Below are 19,104 nucleotides of genomic sequence, written 5' to 3' on the forward strand. Positions count from 1 at the left end.
GCTCCAATTGAGCGCCTCTTGCAGTGATTTTGAAGCCGAAGCCGCTGCTGTGCTCTTTCGGATACGCGTGGTCCAAGGACGGCTCTCGGGCGTCGAACCTCATCGTTTGAAGTTCCGTAACGGGTCGTAACCCGCCGCTCGTCACGCCGGCCATCGACTCGCACCTCGAAGCCGGCCTCAGGCGGCCGCACGCCTGCACGCAGGCAGTGAGTCAAAACGTCCAATATCGCCAGATCTTGTTTACGGTCAAGATGGATGGCGTCGAGCAACAGCCGGGAATGCTCCAGTGGATTGGGTTCTTGTAGGTTTCGTTTTGTTCAAGGGCCTGGTGTTCGCCACGGGCATGTATTTCGCCATCAAGTGGCATTACGACCGGGAGAAGCAGGGAACGGACCGGCGCGCGCTGCTACGCATGGGCGGCAAGATGGCGGTCATCTTCGTGCTGCTGCTCCTGGTTCTGCTGCTCCTCACTTTCGGGCTCGCGAGGATGCTTGGCATGGACTTGAGCCTCCCATGAAGGCACGTCCTTCACCACCCGCCCCTGCCATCGCGGCAACCGCCCCTACCCCAGCTCGATGACCCAACGGTGGATGCCGCCCGCCGCGGGCCGCGGCAGCGCCAGCGCGCCCATGCGGTAGGCATGCGGGCGGCGCTGCGCCGGCAGCTCGTACCCTGCCTCGTCGCGCACACGCTCGACCCCATGGCCGCGCGGGCCGACGCGGTAGGTCAGCTCGAAGCGCAGGTCGGCCAGCTGCAGCTGCACCGTCAGCCCGTCCAGCACCGGCGGCATGACGGGGTCGACGACCAGCGCCTCATGCTCCAGCCGCAGGCCCAGCAGCGAGCCGATGACCAGGCCCAGCGCAATGCCCGGGCCGCTGGAGTAGATGCGCCAGCCGCCGTCCAGCGTCACCTCGCCGGCCAGCGCGCGGCCGTAGTGGGCCTGGGCCTCGTAGCGGTCGGGGAAGGCCGCATCGGAGCTGGAGTAGTAGCAGTTGGCCTGGCGCCGGCTCGCACTCGGCACGCGCTCGATCAGCGCGATGGGGTGGGCCAGCGTCAGCGCCCGCAGGAAGGCCTCGGCGTGACCCAGGTGCGCCAGCATCTGCGCGTAGCGCAGGTGGGCGTGCATGTACATGATGCCGATCTCGCGGCCGAAGAAGGTGCTGGTTTCGGCGCGCTGGAAAAAGCGCGACGGCCCACCGCGGTAGGGCAGCGGTGCATCGAACAGCCGCGCGCCGTCGGGGCCCTTCAGGTGCTGCTCGATCAGCTCGGCCTGGCGCAGCGCCTGGGCCGGCGTGAAGAGATCGTCCAGCACGGCATGCATCATCGGCAGCAGGCTGTAGCGCAGGCCGGTGCGGGTGTCGCGCGGGTGAATCCACAGCTCGCGTTCGCCCCCTTCCGGGAACAGCGCATACCCGGCGACGACGTCGTCCTGCACCAGCAGGCGCTGGAACTCAGCGCGCACGCCGGCGGCCTCGGCGACCAGGCCGGCGGCCTCGTCGGCACGGCCGATCTGCGCGAACGCGCGGGCCAGCGTGTGCAGCGTCTGGTGATGCAGCGTGACGGTCCAGGCGCTGCACATACGCTCGCGCAGCGCGGGGTCCGCCGGCTGCAGCGAGTCGTTCCAGTCGCCATGCCAGTAGGCCGCCAGGCCCGTGCCGGGCACGACGCGCCGGCGGATCAGCGCGAGGGCCTGCTCGACATGCGCGGCCAGCGTCACCGGCTCGCCGCCATGGAAGGGCAGCACCTCGTCGAGCAGCGCCGCATCGCCCGACGCGATGAGGTACTGCGCCAGCCCCAGCAGCGGCCAGAACACGATGTCGCCATGCGAGTCGCCCGCGCGGATGCCCGCTTCACGCTCGAAGAACATGAACCACTGCGGCCAGTCGCCATCGGGGTTCTGCGCGGCGAAGGTGCGCAGCAGCAGGTCCCGCACGGGCGCTGTCTGCCCCAGCGCAAGCAGCATCTCCAGCGGCCCCTGGCAGACGTCGCGCGTGCCCCAGCCACCGCCCGAGTACTGCTCCAGGCCGCGCGGGGACAGGTAGTGCACCAGCGCGTTGTGGGCGTACCAGGGCAGGATGTCGCGCAGCGGCGCCAGCGACGGGTGTGCGGCCTGCCACTGCGGCAGCACGAGCGGCTGCGGTGCCGGCGCTGCGGCCCGCAGCAGCTCGCCGCGCAGCGTCATCTGCACGGCCGCCGCCGGCGCGAAGTCCAGCACCAGCAGCGGCTCGCCGCGGCTGGCGCCGTCGTCGAACAGCCGGCCATCGTCGCCGACGATGGCCAGGCCCGGCGCGTCGATGACGAAGGCGCCATCGGGGAAGCGCCTGGCCAGTTCGCTGCCCTCGGGCGGCGTGATGCGCAGGCGGTCGCCGCTGTGCACCCAGGCGGGCCGGGCCGGGTCGGCACCGTCGTCGCCGCCCATCGCGAGGTTGAGGCTGGCGCGCACGCGCAGCGGGGTGCCGTCCAGCACGCGCAGCGCGAAGCCCATTTCGTCGGGCACCGCGCCGGCGTCCGCCACGACCTCGATGAGGCCGCCCGCATGCGCGTAGAGCCAGCGGCAGCGCTGCGGCCGCATCTCGAAGGCGGACGGCAGCCCCAGCAGCTGCCAGTCGCCGCCGGACGCGGGCCGCACGAACACGCGCAGCCCGGCCGTGCGGAACAGGCCCAGCAGGCTGCGCTGCGTGGCCAGCAGCCGGTTGATGCTGACATGGCCCTGCGTCAGCATGGAATGGAAGACGCCGCCCATCCAGCAGGTGGACGTCAGCGCGCCCTCGTCGGGCACGAGGTGGTCACCGCTGCGCAGGATGTGGCCGTGCGGGCGCTGCACCAGCAGCTCCTTGGCGCGCAGCACGACGTGACTGGCGTCTTCCCTGAAGAAGCTCAGCAGCCGGCTGCCCTGCCACTCGGTGTGGCGCAACCCGTCGGAGAACTCGAGATCGCGGCTGGCCAGCTGCGGCGCGGTGGCGAACAGGCTGGCCGCAGGCCGTAGGCCCGGCACATCCAGCGGCCCGGCGGGCTGCGCCTCGGGCAGCGCCAGCAAGGCCGGCACGCGGGCGAGGTCGGCATCGCTGCTGGCCTCGGGATGGTGAGCCTGCACGGCCAGGAAGAAACCGGCGGCAACGCTGTCGCCGGGCGCGAGCGTGACGGCTTCGTCCTGCAGCGCGACGACGGCATGCTCCTGCTGTAGCCGCTGGCCCGGCAGGCCGGCGGCGATGGCCGGTGGCGCCAGACCCTCGCGGGCCGCGTGGCCCCAGACCTGCGCGGCGTCCGTCGCGAAGCTTTCGGCGCGGCGCAGCGAGCCGGCCAGCAGCCACGGGTGCCGGCCGCGCTGTGCCTGGTTCTGACGCGCGGCCAGCAGCACGCCGTGGTTAGCGTCGTGCAGCGGCTGCAGGTCGATGTAGTGGCTGACGTAGAACTCGTTGGTGCGCACGGCGCCGTAGTCGGCCAGGCCCACGTCGTGCACGAGCACGGGCGCGATCTCGCAAGCCGCGCCGCTGCGGTTCTCGGCCAGCAGATGCCAGAACAGCGTGGCCTCGTCCGCGGCCAGGCGCAGCTGCAGGCGCAGCGCCAGGCCGGCCCAGCTGCCGCGCATCTCGAAGCCGCCTTCGTCCGCATGCACCTGCAGCGGCGACTGCGGGCCCAGCAGCGGCACGGCCTGCCAACTGCCACCCGTGTCGCGCCGGCGCAGCCAGACGTTGGCCGGCCCGCCTTCGAGCTCGTTGCCGGGGAAGAGGTTGAGCATCAGGCCCGGCGCGAGCAGCAGCCGGCGCAGCGCGCCGTGGGAGAGCAGCTCGGCTTCGAGGCCGGCCTGGTTGCGGATCAGGTGCGGAGTCATGTTTGCTTCTGCGCCAACAGCCACGGCAGCAGTTCGGGGTCGTTGTAGGCGGCCGTCCACGAGTCGTGGCCCACGCCGGGGTAGAGGGTCAGCGAGGCGGTGCCGCCCGCGGCGCGCAGCGCCTCGACGCAGGCCACGTGCGGTGCGACAGGCACGACGGGGTCGGCGTCGCCGTGATAGGCCCGCACCGGCACGCCGCGCATCGCAGCCACCTTGGCCGGGTCGCCATAGCCACAGACCGGCGCGATGGCCGCGAGGTCGCGCGGATAGGCCGTGGCCCAGTTCCACACGCCGAAGCCGCCCATCGACAGGCCCGTGCCCGTGCAGCGGTGCGGGTCGACGTTCAGCCGGGCCTTCAGCGCGCCCAGCAGCCGGTGCAGCCGTTCGGGCTCCCAGTGCGCGCCGTCCTCGCATTGCGGGCTGACGAGCACGGCGGGCCAGGCCTGGCCCTGTGCCACCAGCTTCGGCGGGCCGTGGACCTTGACCTTGGCGAGGTCGGTGCCGCGCTCGCCGGAGCCGTGCAGGAAGACCACCAGCGGCCAGCGCGCGGAGGTCTGCGTGTACCCGGGCGGCAGCCAGATCCAGAAGCGCTCGCCGGCCAGCGTCCAGGCGCGCTGCTCGCCGACGGCCAAGGCATCGGGGACGGTGGACGGTGGGGAGGCGCAGGCGCTCAGCAGGGCCGGCGTCGCCAGCAGACAGTCGCGGCGGTTCATCGTCATGGCAGGGTCTCCAGTTGCACGGTCGTGGCGCCGGCTGGCAGCGGCAGTTCGCGCCCCTGCCAGACCAGCTGCTGGGTCTCGACGTTAGCGCGCGGCAGCGGGCCGTCGCCGGGCCAGGCCAGGCGCAACTCACCAGGCAGGCGCTCGGGGCGACGGTCGATCTGCAGCGTCCAGCCGCTGTCGCGCTTCAGCAGGCGGTAGTCCAGCCGGCCCCAGGCGGTGGACAGGCCGGTCACGCCGATGTCGCCGGCCGTGCGCCAGGCAGCGGGCACGCCCGCGGCCAGCACGACGGTGCCTGTCGATTCGCGTTCGTAGGCCAGCAAGTCCAGCGCAGCACGCAGGTAGTCCGACGAGATCCACGCGTGCGGCATGTCGCCACGGAACTGCACCTGACGCACGTCGGGCAGCACGACCTCGGCCCACTGGTTCCAGCCGGCCGGCAGCCGGTGCGTCAGGAACCAGGCCAGCAGCCGGTGCGCGTCGTCCACGCGGCCCAGCCGCACCAGCGCGCTGACGTTGCGCAGCTCGTAGGGCGTGTAGTCCTTCCAGGCCTTTCGGCCCTGGATGCGCGCGTCGGCCTCGGCCACGTAGCGGTCGAAGGTGCCGCGCAGCAGCTCGGGCGGCAGCTTGCCCTCAGCCTGTGCGGGGTTCAGCGCCATCGTCGTGGACGTGGCATCGAAGTCGCCGCGGTCGGCCGCGCCGGCGATGTGATCGAGCTTGTAATGCTGAGCCGTCGCGGTGATGGATGCCACGAGATCGGCCTCGAACTCGTCGCGGGACGTGGCCCAGCGCGAGGCGACGGCGGTGTCGCCCAGCGCCTGCGCGATCTGCACGGCGTCCTTGTATCCGCGCAGCGCCCAGAAGTCGTCCCAGTACGAATAGGCCGGCTTGTCGCTGTAGCCCTCGTGGCTGATGGACGGCGGCATCATTCCCTTGAAACGCGGGTCGGCGTCGGGCTTGCGTTCGCTCTGGCGCAGCGCCTCCATCCACGCGACCACCTTCTGCACCTTGGGCCAGTGGCGCTGCAGCAGCTCGCGGTCCTGGGTGTGGCGCCAGAGCTCGGCGACGGCGAACAGGTACTGGCCGTGGCTGTCGTTCTCGACGACCGGATCGGCGCCGCGCTGGTCCACGCAGCATGGCACCTTGCCGCTGTCGAAGATGTAGCCGCCGAACCAGTCGACGAACTCCTGCGCGGCTTTCGACTCGCCCATGCGCACGAGGCCGGCCACCATCATGGCGCCGTCGCGAATCCACGAGCGGGCGTAGGACCGCGTGCCGGGGCGCAGCGCGGGGCCGTCGCGCGACATGAGGATCTGCGCGAGCGCGCTGCGCATCGTGTCGACGACCGGCTGGGCCTGCGGCGGCAGCTGCAGCTCCAGCGCGCCGAGGCGGTCACGCCACTGCGCGGCGGCGACGGCCAGGCGCGTGTCGAGCGCGGCGGCGTCGCCGTTACCGCTCACCCAGCCGATGCTGTGAGACTCGCCGGGCGCGAGGTCCACGTCGAAGCGCAGCAGCGCGGACGGCAGGGTGTCGGCGTCGACCAGATGCGTGAGCGGCGGCGCCTCCAGCAGCGTCGCCAGGCCGGGGCCGGCGCTCCACGGCGCGGCGCGGACCTCGGCGGGCTTCTCGCGCGGCGTGATGCGCAGGCCTGGCGTGGTGAGGCTGCCGTCGGCCCACGTGAGAGACGGCAGCGTGCTGATGCCGCCCTGTGTCGACAAGAACTGCTGCGGCGGGTTGACCTGCCAGGGCCGCAGCGCCAGCAGCAGCGAGTAATGCTGCGGCTTGCTCGTCGGGTTGCGCAGCGTGTAGCGCGCCAGCAGCTTCGGGTCCTTGGCGGGGCCGTCGGCACCGGCTTCGACACGTAGCTCCACGTCCGCGTGCCGCCATTGCACGACGGGCATCGCATGTTCGACGAGGCTGTGCTCGGCACGCACCTGCGCCCAGGTGACGAGGCGGCCGTCGGCCAGCCTTACGGAGGGTTCGATGCTGGGGCCGCCGCGCGTCAGCTCGATGGCGCCGTCTTCGCTGACGAGGCCGGAGCGCTGCGCGCCGCCGTCCACGCCGACGACCGTCCAGTAGTTCTGTTCGCCGACGAAGGCGCGCGGCAACTCGCCCCGCGGCAGCGAACGGGCCACCTCGGCGACGGCCGCATTGCGGTCCGGCCATTGGGTCGCGTCTCGCAGCTCGACCTCGGGCGGCTTTTTGCCCTCGTAGCGCACGCGCAGCCAGCGCCATTCCTGCTCACCCAGGAACATCGCGCGGCCAGGGCGGGCCGACAGCAGCTTCCAGCGCCGGTTATCGTCCGACACCTCCACGCGAACGGGCGTGCCGCTGGCGAACCACAGCCCGTTGAACTCCCGCAGCGTCTGGAAGTCCAGCGTGAACTCGGCCGCGCCGCGCGTGCGCTTGGGCTCGGACCAGGCCTTGGGTGCAGGCTCGCGCGGCTCCAGGCCCAGCGCACCGACGCAAAGCGTGCCCGCTCCGCCACCCTGCTGGCCGGCGACGACGACGAATTCGACGAACTGGCTTCGCTTCAGCGTGCGGTCCGGCGTCGGCCCCCAGGCGAAAGCGATGTGGCGCCGCTTGAAGGTCTGGTCCGTCAGCGTGTCGGGCAACGGCATCGCCGGGCGGTTGATCCACCAGACGTTGTCGCCGCTCGCGTCGACGAACTTGATCTGCACGTCGTTGGCGCCGCCCTTGCCTTTGAGCTGGGCAGTCAGCGCGAAGTCGGCGGGCCAGTCCAGCGGCAGCTCACGGCGCAGCACGGCATAGCCGGAGACACCGGCAAAGTCGTAGTCCAGGCAGAGGCTGTCATCCTGGGCGTCGCGGCGCACGCTGGCCTTGACCTGGTCGGAGGCGGTGGCCTTCCAGGGGGCGGAGTCCTTCATGTCGTCGAGGACGGCGGCGCTCGCCAGTTGGACGAATGCCAGCAGCGTGAGGAGGAGATGTCTCACGTTGCACCTCCTTTGCGCAACGCGTGGTGCCGGGAATTCGCCCCGGCGGGCGACCTACTTTGGCTTCGCCGAAACCTTCGGTTTTCTGGACCGCCAGAAAGTAGGCAAAGAGCTCCACCCGACCGCACCGCCCGCAGCGAAGCTGCGGGTTCCCTGCGGTACTCAGGCCTTGAAGCCCCGCGCAGAACTCGCGCCGCTACGCTCTGCTCGAACAGCTGCGCGGAGTTAGACGTTGAAGCGTGCTGCGCACGCGGCTTCAAGACCTTCCGTTCCTCGGCGGTGCTAAAGGGGGCAACCCGAACAGCCGGCGCCAGCCGGCTTCGGGGTTTGGCTGTTGGCTGTTCGGCTGTTCCTTCACACCCCTTTGGAGGAGCCGAGAAGCGCAGGACGGCGAGGCGCGCGCGCAGCGCGCTTCGTGGACTGACTTCGCGCGGCTGTCTGAGGGCAGCGTAGCGAAGCGAGTTCCGCGCGGGCCTCGTCGTTCGAGCATCGCAGGGAACCCCTCGCATAGCGAGGGGCGACGGAGCAGGGGCGACTTTTTGCCTTCTTTTTGGTCGCTCAAAAAGAAGGTCGACCGCCGGGGCGAATTCCCGGCTGGGCCTGGCCAGCAAGCCAAAGCACAGATGCGGCGAAGAAGCGATCACTTCACGCTCCCCATCAACAACCCCTGCATGTAATACCTCTGCAGCGCCACGAACAACAACAAGACCGGCAGCACCGTGATGACCGCCCCCGCCATCATCAGCTCGCTGTCGTTCACATGCTCCCGCGACAGCGCGGCAAGAGCGACCGGCAGCGTGTGCATGTCGCCATCGGTCAGCACGATCAACGGCCACATGAAATCGTTCCAGCTTCCTAGAAAGGCGAACACCGCCAGCGTGACCAGCACCGGCTTCAACGTCGGCAGCACGATGTTCCAGAAGATGCGCCATTCGTTCGCGCCGTCCAGCCGCGCAGCTTCCAGTAGTTCGTCGGGAACGCCCCGCGTGTACTGCCGCACGAGGAAGATGCCGAAGATGCCGGCCATGCTGGGAATCAGCACGCCCATCCACGTGTTCACGAGGCCCATGCCCTTGAGCATCAGGAACAGCGGCAGCATCGCCACCTGCCCTGGGATGACCAGCGCCGCGATCAGCAGCCCGAACACGCGCTCGCGGTGGCGGAAGCGCAGCTTGGCGAACGCGTAGCCGGCCAGCGTGTTGAAGCTCACCGACACGAAGGTGCTGACCACCGCCAGCCCCAGGCTGTTGACGAAGGCGCGCTTGAGCCCGCCGTCGCCCAGCAGCGCGCGGTAGTGGTCGAGAGTCGGGTGCATGGGCATCAGCGGCGGTGGCAGGCTGGAGGCGCTTCCCGCGGGCATCAGCGACACGCACACCATCCACACGAGCGGGAACACCGCCAGGCCCGCGAAGGCCCACAGCAGCGCGTTGACGACGATCCGCTTCACGCGCCCTCCCCCGTCCAGCGCCGCTGCAGCGCGATGAGTCCCTTGCTGACGACGACGATGATGACGAACAGCACAAAGGCCACGGCCGAGGCCAGGCCCAGGTTCCACCACTTGAAGCCTTCCTCGTACATCAGGTACAGCACGCTGACCGTGCTCTGCAGCGGGCCGCCCTGCGTCATCACATAAGGCTCGGCAAAGAGCTGGAAGTAGCCGGCCGTCGTCAGGATGGCCACCATCAGCAGCGTCGGCGCGATGCCGGGCAGCGTGATGAACCGGAACTGCGCCCAGGACTTCGCGCCGTCCAGCCGCGCGGCCTCGTACAGGTCGTGCGGCACCGCCTGCAGCGCGGCGATGAAGATGATCATGTTGCCGCCGAAGTTCTTCCACGCGGCGAAGCCGATGATGGTCGGCATCGACCAGTGCGGATCACCCAGCCAGTCGACGGGGTCGACACCGAAGGACTGCAGCGTGTAATTCACGAGGCCGTACTTCACGTGGAAGAGGTAGCGCCAGATCACGGCCACGGCCACCAGCGTGGTGACGACAGGCGCGAACAGCGCCGTGCGCAGCAGGGGTTTGAAGCGCACGAGCTTGGACTGCAGCAGCACCGCCGCCGCGAGCGACAGGCCGATGGACAGCGGCACGCCGAAGGCGACGAAGTAGGCCGTGTTGCCCAGCGCCTTCCAGAACAGCGGCAGCGTCAGCACATGGACGTAGTTGTCCCATCCCTGCCAGCGCAGGTTGCGCAGGTCCGCCAGCGCATAGATGTCGAAGTCGGTCAGGCTCAGGGCGAGGCCGGCAAAGACCGGCACGCCGAAGAACAGCGCGATGACGATGAGGGCCGGGGCGGCGAAGGCCCAGGCGGCGAGAGATTCGCGACGCACGCTTCTCATGCCACGGCCCGATCCAGCATCCAGCGCCGCTTCTCCAGGATGCCGTCGACGAGCGCATCCAGTTCCCGCACCGTCGTGTCGAGGTCCGTCACGCCATGCACGGCACGTGTGGCGGCCAGCTGCATCTCCTTCTCGATGCGCTCCCACTCAGGCACGGCCGGCGCCGCGCGCACACGTTGCAGTTGGCGGTGGAAGGCGGCGGCGTGGCGGTCCTCGGCCAGCGTCGCGCCGTTCAGCGGCAGCGCCCACGCGCTGCGCCGTGCCGGCAGGTCGCCGGTCAGGCGATAGAACTCCAGCTGCACATCGGGCCGGCTCAGGTAGCTGATGAGGGCCCAGGCCTCGGGCTTGTGACGCGAGCGCTTGAACACCGCGAGGCTGGCGCCGCCGGCGGTGGACGTGCCCAGCCCGGTCGGACCGGGCAGCTCCGCGGTGATCCACGCATCGGCCAGTTCGGGCGGCAGCCGGCGCTTGAACTCGCCAATGTCCCACGGCCCCGACAGGTAGAACGCAAAGCTGCCGCGGCCGAACTCCTGCCAGAGGTTGCCGATCTGCACCTCGCTGGCCGCGGGCGCCTCGCCGCGCTGGAAGCGCTCCAGATAGAAGCCCAGGGCGGTGCGGAACCCCGGCGCCGAGAAGTTGCCGTAGCGGCCACCGTCCCGCAGCACCTCGCCCGGCTGCTGCAGCGCCAGCGCCAGCAACGGCGCGGATTCGTTGGTGGGCAGCAGGATGGGCTTGTCCACGCCATGCCGGCGCAAGCGGGCCAGCGCCTCGCGCCAGGCCTCCCAGTCGCGCGGCATGTCCTTCACGCCGGCCCTGGCCAGCAGATCCTGTCGCACGAACATCAGCCGCGTGTCGACGTACCAGGGCAGGCCCACGCGCTGGCCGCCCGGCGCGTTCGTCGCCCAGATGCCGTCGAAGTAATCGGCCGCGGCCAGCGCCGGTGTGCGCGCCAGCCAGGGGTCGAGCGGCTCCAGCGCGCCGAGCGCCTGCATCTCCGGCAGCCAGGTGTTGCCGACCTGGGCGAGGTCGGGGGTGGCATCGCCGGCGAAGGCGGTCAGCAGCTTCTCGTGCGCAGCCGTCCACGGCAACTGCTCCACCTTCACGCGCACCCCAGGATGCTCGCGCTCGAAGGCCGGCATCAGCTCGGCGACGACCTCGCTCTCGCGGCCCATCGCCCAGAAGCGCAACGTCTTGTCGGCGTCGCGCGCGCAGCCCGCCAGGGCGGCAGCGCCCGCGGCCGTGAGCAGATCGCGGCGGCGCATCGTCATCAGCCCAGCCAGCCCCCGGTGAACCCGGCCCGCTTCAGCCCCCGCACGAGGTGGGCGTTCTTGCGCATCACGCGCCAGATCAGCTCACCGCGATGGTTGCCCATCATCGCCAGCAGCGGGCCCTGGTCGATGCCCAGCATGTCGGTATCCACCCAGCCCTTGCCCGGCTCGATGCGGCCGTGCTGAGGCTTCACGTCGGGATAGTTGAAGCTGGGATTGAACGAGTCCCAGAAACCGTAGCGGCCCCAGGTGTGCGGGTAGCGCTGCTTGATGGCCATCAGCGCAGGGACGACGATCTCCGGCGCGAAGGCGATGGAGCTGCCGGCCGCGTAGGGCGCCAGCGTGCCGTCGTCGTACAGGCCCATGCCGCGGCCGGCGTAGCTGATGAAGCGGCGCGGCTCGGTCTTGCCCGCCGTCGTCGTGTACGGCAGCGTGACGTCGGCCGGGCCGTCGCTGGCGCTGACGCCCCAGACCTCGTCGCTGTAGCCCCGCCAGCCCAGCGGGTTGGCCTTGGCGTAGGCCTGCTGCGCGTAGGTCGCACGGCGCGAGTTCTCGAAGTAGTCGAAGCCCTTGTCGCGCATGTAGGCGTCGCGGATGCCGCGAAAGTCCACCCAGCAATGCGTGAACTGATGGCCGAACAGCGGCGGGAAGCGCAGCAGCGTCTGGCCGTAGCTCTCGCCCCAGCTGTGCTGGTCGTAGGTGCTGAGCCACGCACCGTAGGCCTCGGGCTTGACCGGCCGCGTGGGCGAGCCCAGCGCGAGCAGGTAGACCATCATGGCCTCGTTGTAGCCCTTCCAGTCGCTCGGGATGAAGCCCGCCTCCGGCGTCCAGCCGTGGCTGATGGACGGCGGCCGCACCTGGGCCCAGGCCCAGTCGACGCGGCCGTAGAGCTCGTCGACGAGGCTGCGGATGCTGGCCTCCTCGGGCTGGTCGGCGTCGAAGAAGCTTTGCGCGTGCAGCGCGCCCATCAGCAGCAGCGCGGTATCGACCGTGGACAGCTCGCAGCGCTCGAAGCGCAGCCCCGTCTTCATGTCGAGGAAGTGATAGAAGAAGCCCTTGTAGCCAGCCACGCCGGTCTTGCCCGGGCCTTGCGGCAGGTTGGCAAGGTAGCGCAGCGTCGTCAGCGTGCGGTCACGCGCCTGCGTGCGCGTGATGTAGCCGCGCGCCACGCCGACGGGATAGGCGCTGAGCGCAAAGCCCACGGCCGCGATGCTCGCGAAGGACGGCGTGGGCCAGCGGTCAGGCGCAAGGCCAGTCTTCGCGTTGGTCGTCTCCCAGAAGAAGTCGAAGGTGCGGCGTTCGAGGTCGGCAAGGAAGGCCTCGGCGGCGGCGGGCGCGGGAGCGTCCGCCCAGGCCGGCAGCGTGCCGGCCAGCGCCAGGCCGGCGCCATGCGTGAGCAGGGCGCGTCGGGTCAGCAGGTCCATGATGGGAGTGATTGTGGGAGCCGGCGCACGCCGGCTCCCTGAGGGACAACGGTCAGAACACGTAGTTCACGCCGAGCTTGAACTGGCGCATCGGTCCGCGCACGCCGGTGCGCTTGCCCAGGTCGGGGTTGTCGCCGCCAATGGCGTTGGACGGGGTCGACGTCGGGCCGCCGCCCCAGTCGTTGTAGTAGCCCCAGTTGGCCGTATTGAACAGGTTCAGCACGTCCAGCCGCACCTGGAGGTCGCCACCGTAGACCTTGAAGTTCTTGGACAGCGCCGCGTCGAGTTGCTTGAACGAATCGGAGTCCGCCTCGAGGTAGCGGCACTGGTCCCAGCCCAGGTGGCAGTCCGTGACCTGGCGCGGGTTGCCGCTGCCGTAGGTGAACTTGCCAGACAGCGCCAGGCCCCAGGGCAGCTTGTCGATCAGGCCGCCGACGACCAGGCGGTGCTTCTCGGTGTCCTTGTTGGGGTTCCAGCCGTGGGTGGACTTGCCGTAGGTCCAGTCGAACACGTCGGCGTCGTTCCAATCACGGTCCTTGGTCTTGGCGTTCATGTAGGTGTAGGCCACCGTCATGCTCCAGCCGCTGGCCGGCGTATAGGGCTTGTCCAGCGACACGTACAGGCTGCTGGACTTGGTCTCGCCGACGAAGTCGCCCAGCACCAGCGTGCCGAAGCCGTTCGGCCCGCCCCACAGCGGGTCGATGGAACTCTGCGTGCCGTAGCCGCCATTGGGATCGCGATTGCCGCCGAACCAGGTGAACTGGTTCTTGGCGTGGATGCTGGACACCGCGATGTCCGCGTTCCACGACCCGATCGCCTGGCGCACGCCCAGGCTGAACTGGTCGGCGAACGGCATCTTGAACTTGTTCTTGATCAGCCAGATCTCGCCGCCGGCCTGGGCGTTCTTCTGCGACTCGTCCAGCGCGTTGTTGGCCATCTTGCGGTCGTAGCTGCGGCCCCAGCCGCCGTAGACCACCGTTTCCTTGTCGCCCCACACGTCGTAGGACGCGCCCAGGCGCGGCGCCAGCGCGCCCTTGTAGGCCTTGCGCGAGTTGCCGGTGGAGATGTAGTCCTCGATGTTGATGCCGCCCTTGGCCAGCGATTGCGCGTAGGTCTGGCCGGCCGGTGCGGTGATGCCGGCGACGGTGCGGCCGTCCAGCCCGCGTAGCGCAGCGACGCGGTCGGCCGGCGTCACGTAGTCGTTGTTGAGCATGTTGTCCTCGTAGTCCCAGCGGGCACCGAGGTTGAGCTCCAGCTGCTTCGTCAACTTCCAGTCGTCCTGGAAGTAGAGGCCGTACTGGTTGTTCCTGAGGTTGACCGCCGCCGACGGAGCGGCCGGCGTGATGCGGCACTGGTCGCTGCTCAGGCCGTCGCTGGCGACGTTGGTGCCGGTGCAGGTCAGGCCACTGAAGTAGGCCTGGCCCGTCGTCGTGTTGACGACGGTGTCGATGGTCGGCACGCGGAAGGCCGTGCCACCCAGCTCGTACTTCATCGCCTTCAGCTGGAAGCCGCCCTTGAAGACATGGCCGGCAACGCCGGTGTAGGTCAGGTCGTCCTTGAAGTAGGCGCCGCTCTGGCGGCGGTCCTGTGCGTTGGGCGAGCCGCCGGTGAAGAAGATGTCCTGGACGTTGTTCAGGTTGTTGGTCGGCGAGTACTTGTAGTGCACCAACGGGTCGGTCGAGTCCGACTGCGGGTTCCACTGCGCGCGCTCCAGGCCGACGCGGGCCTCGTTGAGCCAGCGGTCGCCCGTGTATTCATGCGTCAGGTCGACGCGGTACTCGTTGTTGTTGTTGTTGATCGCCGTCGTCGCGCTCGTGTGGTCGCCGTCGACGGCGTAGCTGGTTTCCTTGCGCAGCGTCACGGACAGATCCAGCCGCTGGCGGTCGTCGATCTCGGCGGACAGCTTGCCGAACAGCAGGTGCTCCTTGAACTTGTTGCGGAAGCCGATCTGCTGCGCCGCGAGCGACGGGATGACGCCGGGGCTGCCCGGGTACTTGTCCAGGTTCTGCGCCGTCAGCTGCTTGGGCTTGTCGATGGTCTTGCCGTCGTAGGCCAGGAAGTAGTGCAGCGTGTCGGGCTTGATCGCACCGCCAATGCTGAAGCCAGCCTCGACCTGCTGGTACGACGGCGCGGCAACGCCATTGGCCTGGTCCTCTTTCTGGATGGGGCTCAGCGACGTCCAGTTGCTACCCGTGCGGTTGGCGTAAACGTTTCCATGCGTTTCATTTCCGCCCGATTTGGTGACTGCGGTGATGGCCACGCTGGACACCTGGTCGTACTCGGCCTTGTAGTTCTGCGTCAGCACGCGGTACTCGGCGATGGCCGTCTGCGGGAAGGGGTTGCCCTGGCTGGTGTCCTGGCCGCCGACGCCGCCGCGCAGGATGTTGTTCTTGCGGCCGACACCGTCGATGAAGACGTTGACGTTATCCATGTTCTGCGAGCCGCCACGCAGCCGCGTGTTGCCGCTGGGGTCAGTGTCGAAGCGCACGCCGGGTGCGAAGTCCGCAGCCGACAGGAAGTTGCGCGTGGCCTGCGGGATGGCCTCGATCATCTTGTTCGACACGGTGGTACCGACCTGCGAGTCGATGACGCCCTGGCGCTGCGCGCTGCCCTGGATGACGACGGTGCCGAGCTGGGCGTTGGCGCTCGCCAGGTCCAGCGTGGCGTTCTGGCCCACCGACAGCGTGACGAGGCTGCCGCTGCTGGCGCCGCCCACACGGATCTCGTAGCTGCCGGGGTTCAGCCCCACCAGCACGTAGCTGCCGTCGGCCAGCGTCTTGGTGCGGTAGGTGTTGCCGTTGGCCTTGTTGACGGCGACGACGTCGGTGCCCGCGGGCGCCGTGGCACCGGCCGCGGTGATGGTGCCGCGCACGGTGGCGTTGGAAGACTGCGCCTGGGCGGCGCCGGCCAGCGCGAAGAAGACGGCCGTCGCCAATGCGTGGTGACGCCAGGGCGTGCGATTCGGGGCTCTGCTCATGTCCATGTCTCCTGTGTTGTCTGTGGTCTCGGACGGGAATTTAGGTTCTGCCGGCGCCGCAGGAGCGGCGCACGATCAGCTGCACCGGCATGACGGTGGTGCTGGCGTCGGTGGCGTTGCTCTCCAGCGCGTCGGCCAGCGCGTCGAGGGCCTGCTCGCCCAGGTCCGCGATGGGCACGCGCATCGTCGTCAGCGCGGGGCTGACGTAGCGCGAGATGGGGATGTCGTCGAAGCCGGCCAGCGCGATGTCGTCGGGCACGCGCACGCCGCCGGCAACCAGCGTGCCGAGCAGGCCGACGGCCATGATGTCGTTGGCGGCGAAGACGGCATCGGGGCGCTCGGCCGCGGGCAAGGCGAGCAGCTGCGCGCCGGCGCGTTCGCCGCCGGCCTCGGAGAAGTCGCCTTCCAGCAGCCAGGGCTGCGTGCCCGCGGGCAAGCCGGCGCGGTAGCCGCGCTCGCGCTCGCGGGCTTCGAAGTTGGCGGCCGGGCCGCCGAGGAAGGCGAGGCGGCGGCGGCCGGTGCGCACGAGGTGCTCCGTCATCGCGCGCGCGCCGCCGAAGTTGTCGATGGCGAAGACGCGCTGCGTGGGCTGGCGCACGCCCGAGTTCAGCAGCACGGCGGGCAGCGCGGGCGGCAGGTTCTGCGACAGGAAGTCGTCGTCCGCATGCGGCGACATGACGACCAGGCCGTCCACGCGGCCGTTCATCGCGCGCAGCGCGGCGGCGGCCTCGTCGGCGTCGTCGTGCGAGCTGGACAGCAGCAGGTGCAGGCCGCGCGCGCGCGCCGCCTGGTCGATGCCGCGGATGAGTTCGGAGAAGAACTCGCCGTGCAGGTCGGGCAGCAGCGCGCCGATGGTGTCGGTGCGGCGCGTGATGAGGCTGCGCGCGGCGCCCGAGGGCGAGTAGCGCAGCTCGCGCGCCACGTCGACGATGCGCTGGCGGGTGTGGGGCAGCACGTTCTCGGCGCCGTTGAGCGCGCGCGAGACGGTGGCTACCGACACGCCAGCAACGCGGGCGACATCCTTGATCGTGGCGGGAGTGATCGTCATGGGTGGGTCAGAGGTTGCTGCCGTGCGCAGCGATGACCTCAGCATAGAAGCGCGCGCTGGCCTTGGGCGTGCGCTGCTGTGTCTGGAAGTTGACATGCACCAGACCGAAGCGTTTGGCGAAGCCCAGCGCCCACTCCAGGTTGTCGAACAGCGACCAGGCGCAGTAGCCGCGCACGTCGGCGCCGCGCGAGATCGCGTCCTGCACGGCGGCGATGTGGGTGCGCAGGTAGTGCACGCGCAGCGGGTCGTCGACGCGGCCATCGATCGCGGCCGGCGGGTCGTAGAAGGCGGCGCCGTTCTCGGTGACGTACAGCGGCAGGCCGCCGTAGCGTTCGTGCATCCAGACCAGCGTGTCGGCCAGGCTTTGCGGGTGCAGCTCCCAGCCCGTCTCGGTATAGATGCCGCCCGGCTGGCGCTGCGGCGCGGCCGGCACGGGCCAGGCCTTGGCGTCGTGGCGCACGACGGCGCGCGTGTAGTAGTTCAGGCCCAGGAAGTCGATGGGGACCTTGAGCGCCTCGACCTCGGCCGCCGGCCAGTCGGGCCAGGCCTCGCCGAACACCTCGCGCAGCTCCTCGGGGTAGCTGCCGAGCAGGGCCGGGTCGAGGTACTGCCGGTTCATGTAGGCATCGGCCAGCTTCGCGGCGTGGCGGTCGGCGTCCGTCGCATCCGGTGGCAGGTGCTTGGGCTCGATGTTGACGACGAGGCCGATCTTGTTGCGCCCCACCGCGCGGTAGGCCTGCACGACACTGGCATGCGACTGCATCAGCCGGTGGGCCACGATGGCCGCCTCGTAGGCGCTCTTGTGGCCGGGCGCCAGCGCACCGTGCATGTAGCCGCCGTCGGCCACGACCCAGGGCTCGTTGAGCGTCGTCCACATCGGCACGCGGTCGTCCAGCGCCTTGAAGCAGACCTGCGCGTAGTCGGCGAACCAGCCGGGCATGTCGGGGTTGAGCCAGCCACCGCGGTCATCCAGCGCGGCAGGCAGGTCCCAGTGGTGCAGGGTCGCCATCGGCGTGATGCCGGCGGCCAGCAGCTCGTCGACGAGGCGCTCGTAGAAGCCCAGGCCGGCTGCGTTCACGCGGCCCCGGCCATCGGGCATGACGCGGTTCCACGCGATGCTGAAGCGGTAGGCCGTGAGGCCCAGCTCGCGCATCAGCGCGACGTCGTCCTTCATGCGGCGGTAGTGGTCGCAGGCGACATCGCCCGTGTCGCCGCCCAGCACACGGCCCGGCGTGCGCACGAAACGATGCCAGTTGCTGACGCCGGCGCCATCGGCCAGCGGCGAGCCTTCGATCTGGTAGGCAGAGGTCGCGCAGCCCCAAAGGAAGCCAGGCGGGAACGGTTGTCTCATCCGTCGGACCGGCTGGGCTTGCGCCTGCCGGCTGTCATGTAAACGTTTACACGACATTTTGTCGGCGCGGCTTGATCGCGTCAACAGCGTGTTTACCCCGCATCCGAAAACAAGGCCCAAGCGATGCGCGACGACAACAGGACAGCGCTGGCAACTACCAACCCGACGTCCCGTTATCCGCTGCTATCGTGCGCCCCGCCAAAAACATCAGGGAGGGCACGACACATGAACCAAGACCCCATCATTCGATCCGCAGCGCGCTGGTTCTGGTGGATCGCCGGGCTCTCGCTCGTCAACGCAGCGATGTTCATCTCCGGCAGTGAGACCAACTTCGTGCTGGGTCTGGCCATGACGACGCTGGCCAGCGCCTTCTATGCCGCCAAGCCTGCGCTCGCAATCGCCGGCATCGCCATCACGGTTGGCTTCTATTTCTTCATGGGACTGCACGCGCAGCGCGGCAAGCTGTGGGCCTTCTTCGTCGGGCTGGCGGTATACGCCGTCGACACGGCGATCTACGTGATGTTCGAGGACTGGATGTCGGTCGGTTTTCATGCGCTGGCCCTCTTCTTCATCTTCCGAGGCGTGATGCGCGTGCGCGAACTCGCGCGGCTGCCTGCCACGACGCCAGACGTCAGTCCCGACGCGAACACCAACGCCGTCTGATCCCATCGCCGCCACGACACGCAGGGATTCGGAATGCTGGAGCAACCAGTCGGCCACGTCTTCCAAGCCAACGCCCGCGAGGCGCTGCCGCCCAGCCAGCGGCTGCACCTGATCCTGCTGGGCGTGGAAAGCGTCGAGCGCTCGACGCAGTTTTACGAGGCGCTCGGCTGGACGAAGTCGCCCACCGGCAACGCCGGCTTCGCGAAGTTCGACCTGGGCGGCCAGGCGCTGTGCCTGATCTCGCGGACGGATCTGGCGAAGGACGCGCAGTTCGACTCACCGTACGGCAGCGGCTTTGCGGGCATCGCCCTCATCCATCTGGCCCGCTCACCCGATGACGTCGCGCGCATCCTGGCTCGGGCCGTGTCGGCCGGCGGCCGTCTCGTCAAGCCGGCCACGCGCACGCACTGGGGCGTCGCCGGCTACTTCGCCGACCCGGACGGCCATCTGTTCGAGGTCGACTACGAGGATGCCTGGGTGTTCGACGAGGCCCACCGCCTGGTGGTCGATCAGGTCAACGCCTGAGCG

13 protein-coding genes are annotated in these 19,104 nt (G+C 69.6%); 3 read left to right on the forward strand and 10 right to left on the reverse strand.

Annotation, left to right across the window (positions count from 1 at the left end; genetic code table 11):
- Positions 1 to 313: 313 nt before the first annotated feature.
- A complete protein-coding gene (locus ACG04R_RS17630) occupies positions 314 to 517 on the forward strand; it encodes a hypothetical protein (RefSeq protein WP_394414287.1) in 204 nt (67 codons plus the stop codon).
- Positions 518 to 562: 45 nt separating this feature from the next.
- Here the strand turns inward: ACG04R_RS17630 and ACG04R_RS17635 are convergent, their stop codons facing one another.
- The 10 genes from ACG04R_RS17635 to ACG04R_RS17680 form a co-directional block, all read right to left on the reverse strand.
- Positions 563 to 3,832 carry a hypothetical protein gene (locus ACG04R_RS17635; protein WP_394413573.1) on the reverse strand — a complete coding sequence of 1,090 codons (3,270 nt, stop codon included), beginning with the start codon at positions 3,830 to 3,832 and terminating at the stop codon, positions 563 to 565.
- The gene (locus tag ACG04R_RS17640; protein WP_394413576.1) at positions 3,829 to 4,551 is read right to left on the reverse strand and encodes a carboxylesterase family protein; all 723 of its coding nucleotides are present in this window, start codon (positions 4,549 to 4,551) and stop codon (positions 3,829 to 3,831) included. Before ACG04R_RS17640 ends, ACG04R_RS17635 begins: the two co-directional genes overlap by 4 nt.
- Positions 4,548 to 7,505, reverse strand: a complete 2,958-nt coding sequence (locus ACG04R_RS17645) for a glucosidase family protein (protein WP_394413579.1) — start codon at positions 7,503 to 7,505, stop codon at positions 4,548 to 4,550. The genes ACG04R_RS17640 and ACG04R_RS17645 overlap by 4 nt, the downstream gene beginning before the upstream one ends.
- A 640-nt stretch (positions 7,506 to 8,145) precedes the next feature.
- Positions 8,146 to 8,952, reverse strand: coding sequence for a carbohydrate ABC transporter permease (locus tag ACG04R_RS17650; protein WP_394413582.1), 807 nt, complete (start codon positions 8,950 to 8,952; stop codon positions 8,146 to 8,148).
- Complete coding sequence (locus ACG04R_RS17655) at positions 8,949 to 9,845, reverse strand: carbohydrate ABC transporter permease (protein ID WP_394413585.1); 897 nt, start codon at positions 9,843 to 9,845, stop codon at positions 8,949 to 8,951. Before ACG04R_RS17655 ends, ACG04R_RS17650 begins: the two co-directional genes overlap by 4 nt.
- Positions 9,842 to 11,107, reverse strand: coding sequence for a sugar ABC transporter substrate-binding protein (locus tag ACG04R_RS17660; protein WP_394413587.1), 1,266 nt, complete (start codon positions 11,105 to 11,107; stop codon positions 9,842 to 9,844). Before ACG04R_RS17660 ends, ACG04R_RS17655 begins: the two co-directional genes overlap by 4 nt.
- Before the next feature lie 5 nt (positions 11,108 to 11,112).
- Positions 11,113 to 12,537 carry a glucoamylase family protein gene (locus tag ACG04R_RS17665; protein ID WP_394413589.1) on the reverse strand — a complete coding sequence of 475 codons (1,425 nt, stop codon included), beginning with the start codon at positions 12,535 to 12,537 and terminating at the stop codon, positions 11,113 to 11,115.
- Between the two features lie 52 nt (positions 12,538 to 12,589).
- The gene (locus ACG04R_RS17670; protein ID WP_394413592.1) at positions 12,590 to 15,514 is read right to left on the reverse strand and encodes a TonB-dependent receptor; all 2,925 of its coding nucleotides are present in this window, start codon (positions 15,512 to 15,514) and stop codon (positions 12,590 to 12,592) included.
- A 40-nt stretch (positions 15,515 to 15,554) separates the two neighbouring features.
- Complete coding sequence (locus ACG04R_RS17675) at positions 15,555 to 16,562, reverse strand: LacI family DNA-binding transcriptional regulator (protein ID WP_394413595.1); 1,008 nt, start codon at positions 16,560 to 16,562, stop codon at positions 15,555 to 15,557.
- Positions 16,563 to 16,569: 7 nt separating this feature from the next.
- Positions 16,570 to 17,913 (reverse strand): GH1 family beta-glucosidase, encoded by a 1,344-nt coding sequence (locus ACG04R_RS17680; protein ID WP_394413598.1) that lies wholly within the window; start codon positions 17,911 to 17,913, stop codon positions 16,570 to 16,572.
- Between the two features lie 225 nt (positions 17,914 to 18,138).
- Here ACG04R_RS17680 and ACG04R_RS17685 point away from each other — a divergent pair, with 225 nt between their 5' ends.
- Both ACG04R_RS17685 and ACG04R_RS17690 read left to right on the forward strand, forming a co-directional pair.
- Entirely contained in the window at positions 18,139 to 18,576 is a 438-nt protein-coding gene (locus ACG04R_RS17685) for a hypothetical protein (RefSeq protein WP_394413601.1), read from the forward strand.
- A 33-nt stretch (positions 18,577 to 18,609) separates the two neighbouring features.
- Complete coding sequence (locus tag ACG04R_RS17690; protein WP_394413604.1) at positions 18,610 to 19,101, forward strand: VOC family protein; 492 nt, start codon at positions 18,610 to 18,612, stop codon at positions 19,099 to 19,101.
- Positions 19,102 to 19,104: the final 3 nt, after the last annotated feature.

The sequence above is a fragment of the Pelomonas candidula genome, from assembly GCF_043555985.1.
GTDB lineage: Bacteria > Pseudomonadota > Gammaproteobacteria > Burkholderiales > Burkholderiaceae_C > Pelomonas > Pelomonas candidula.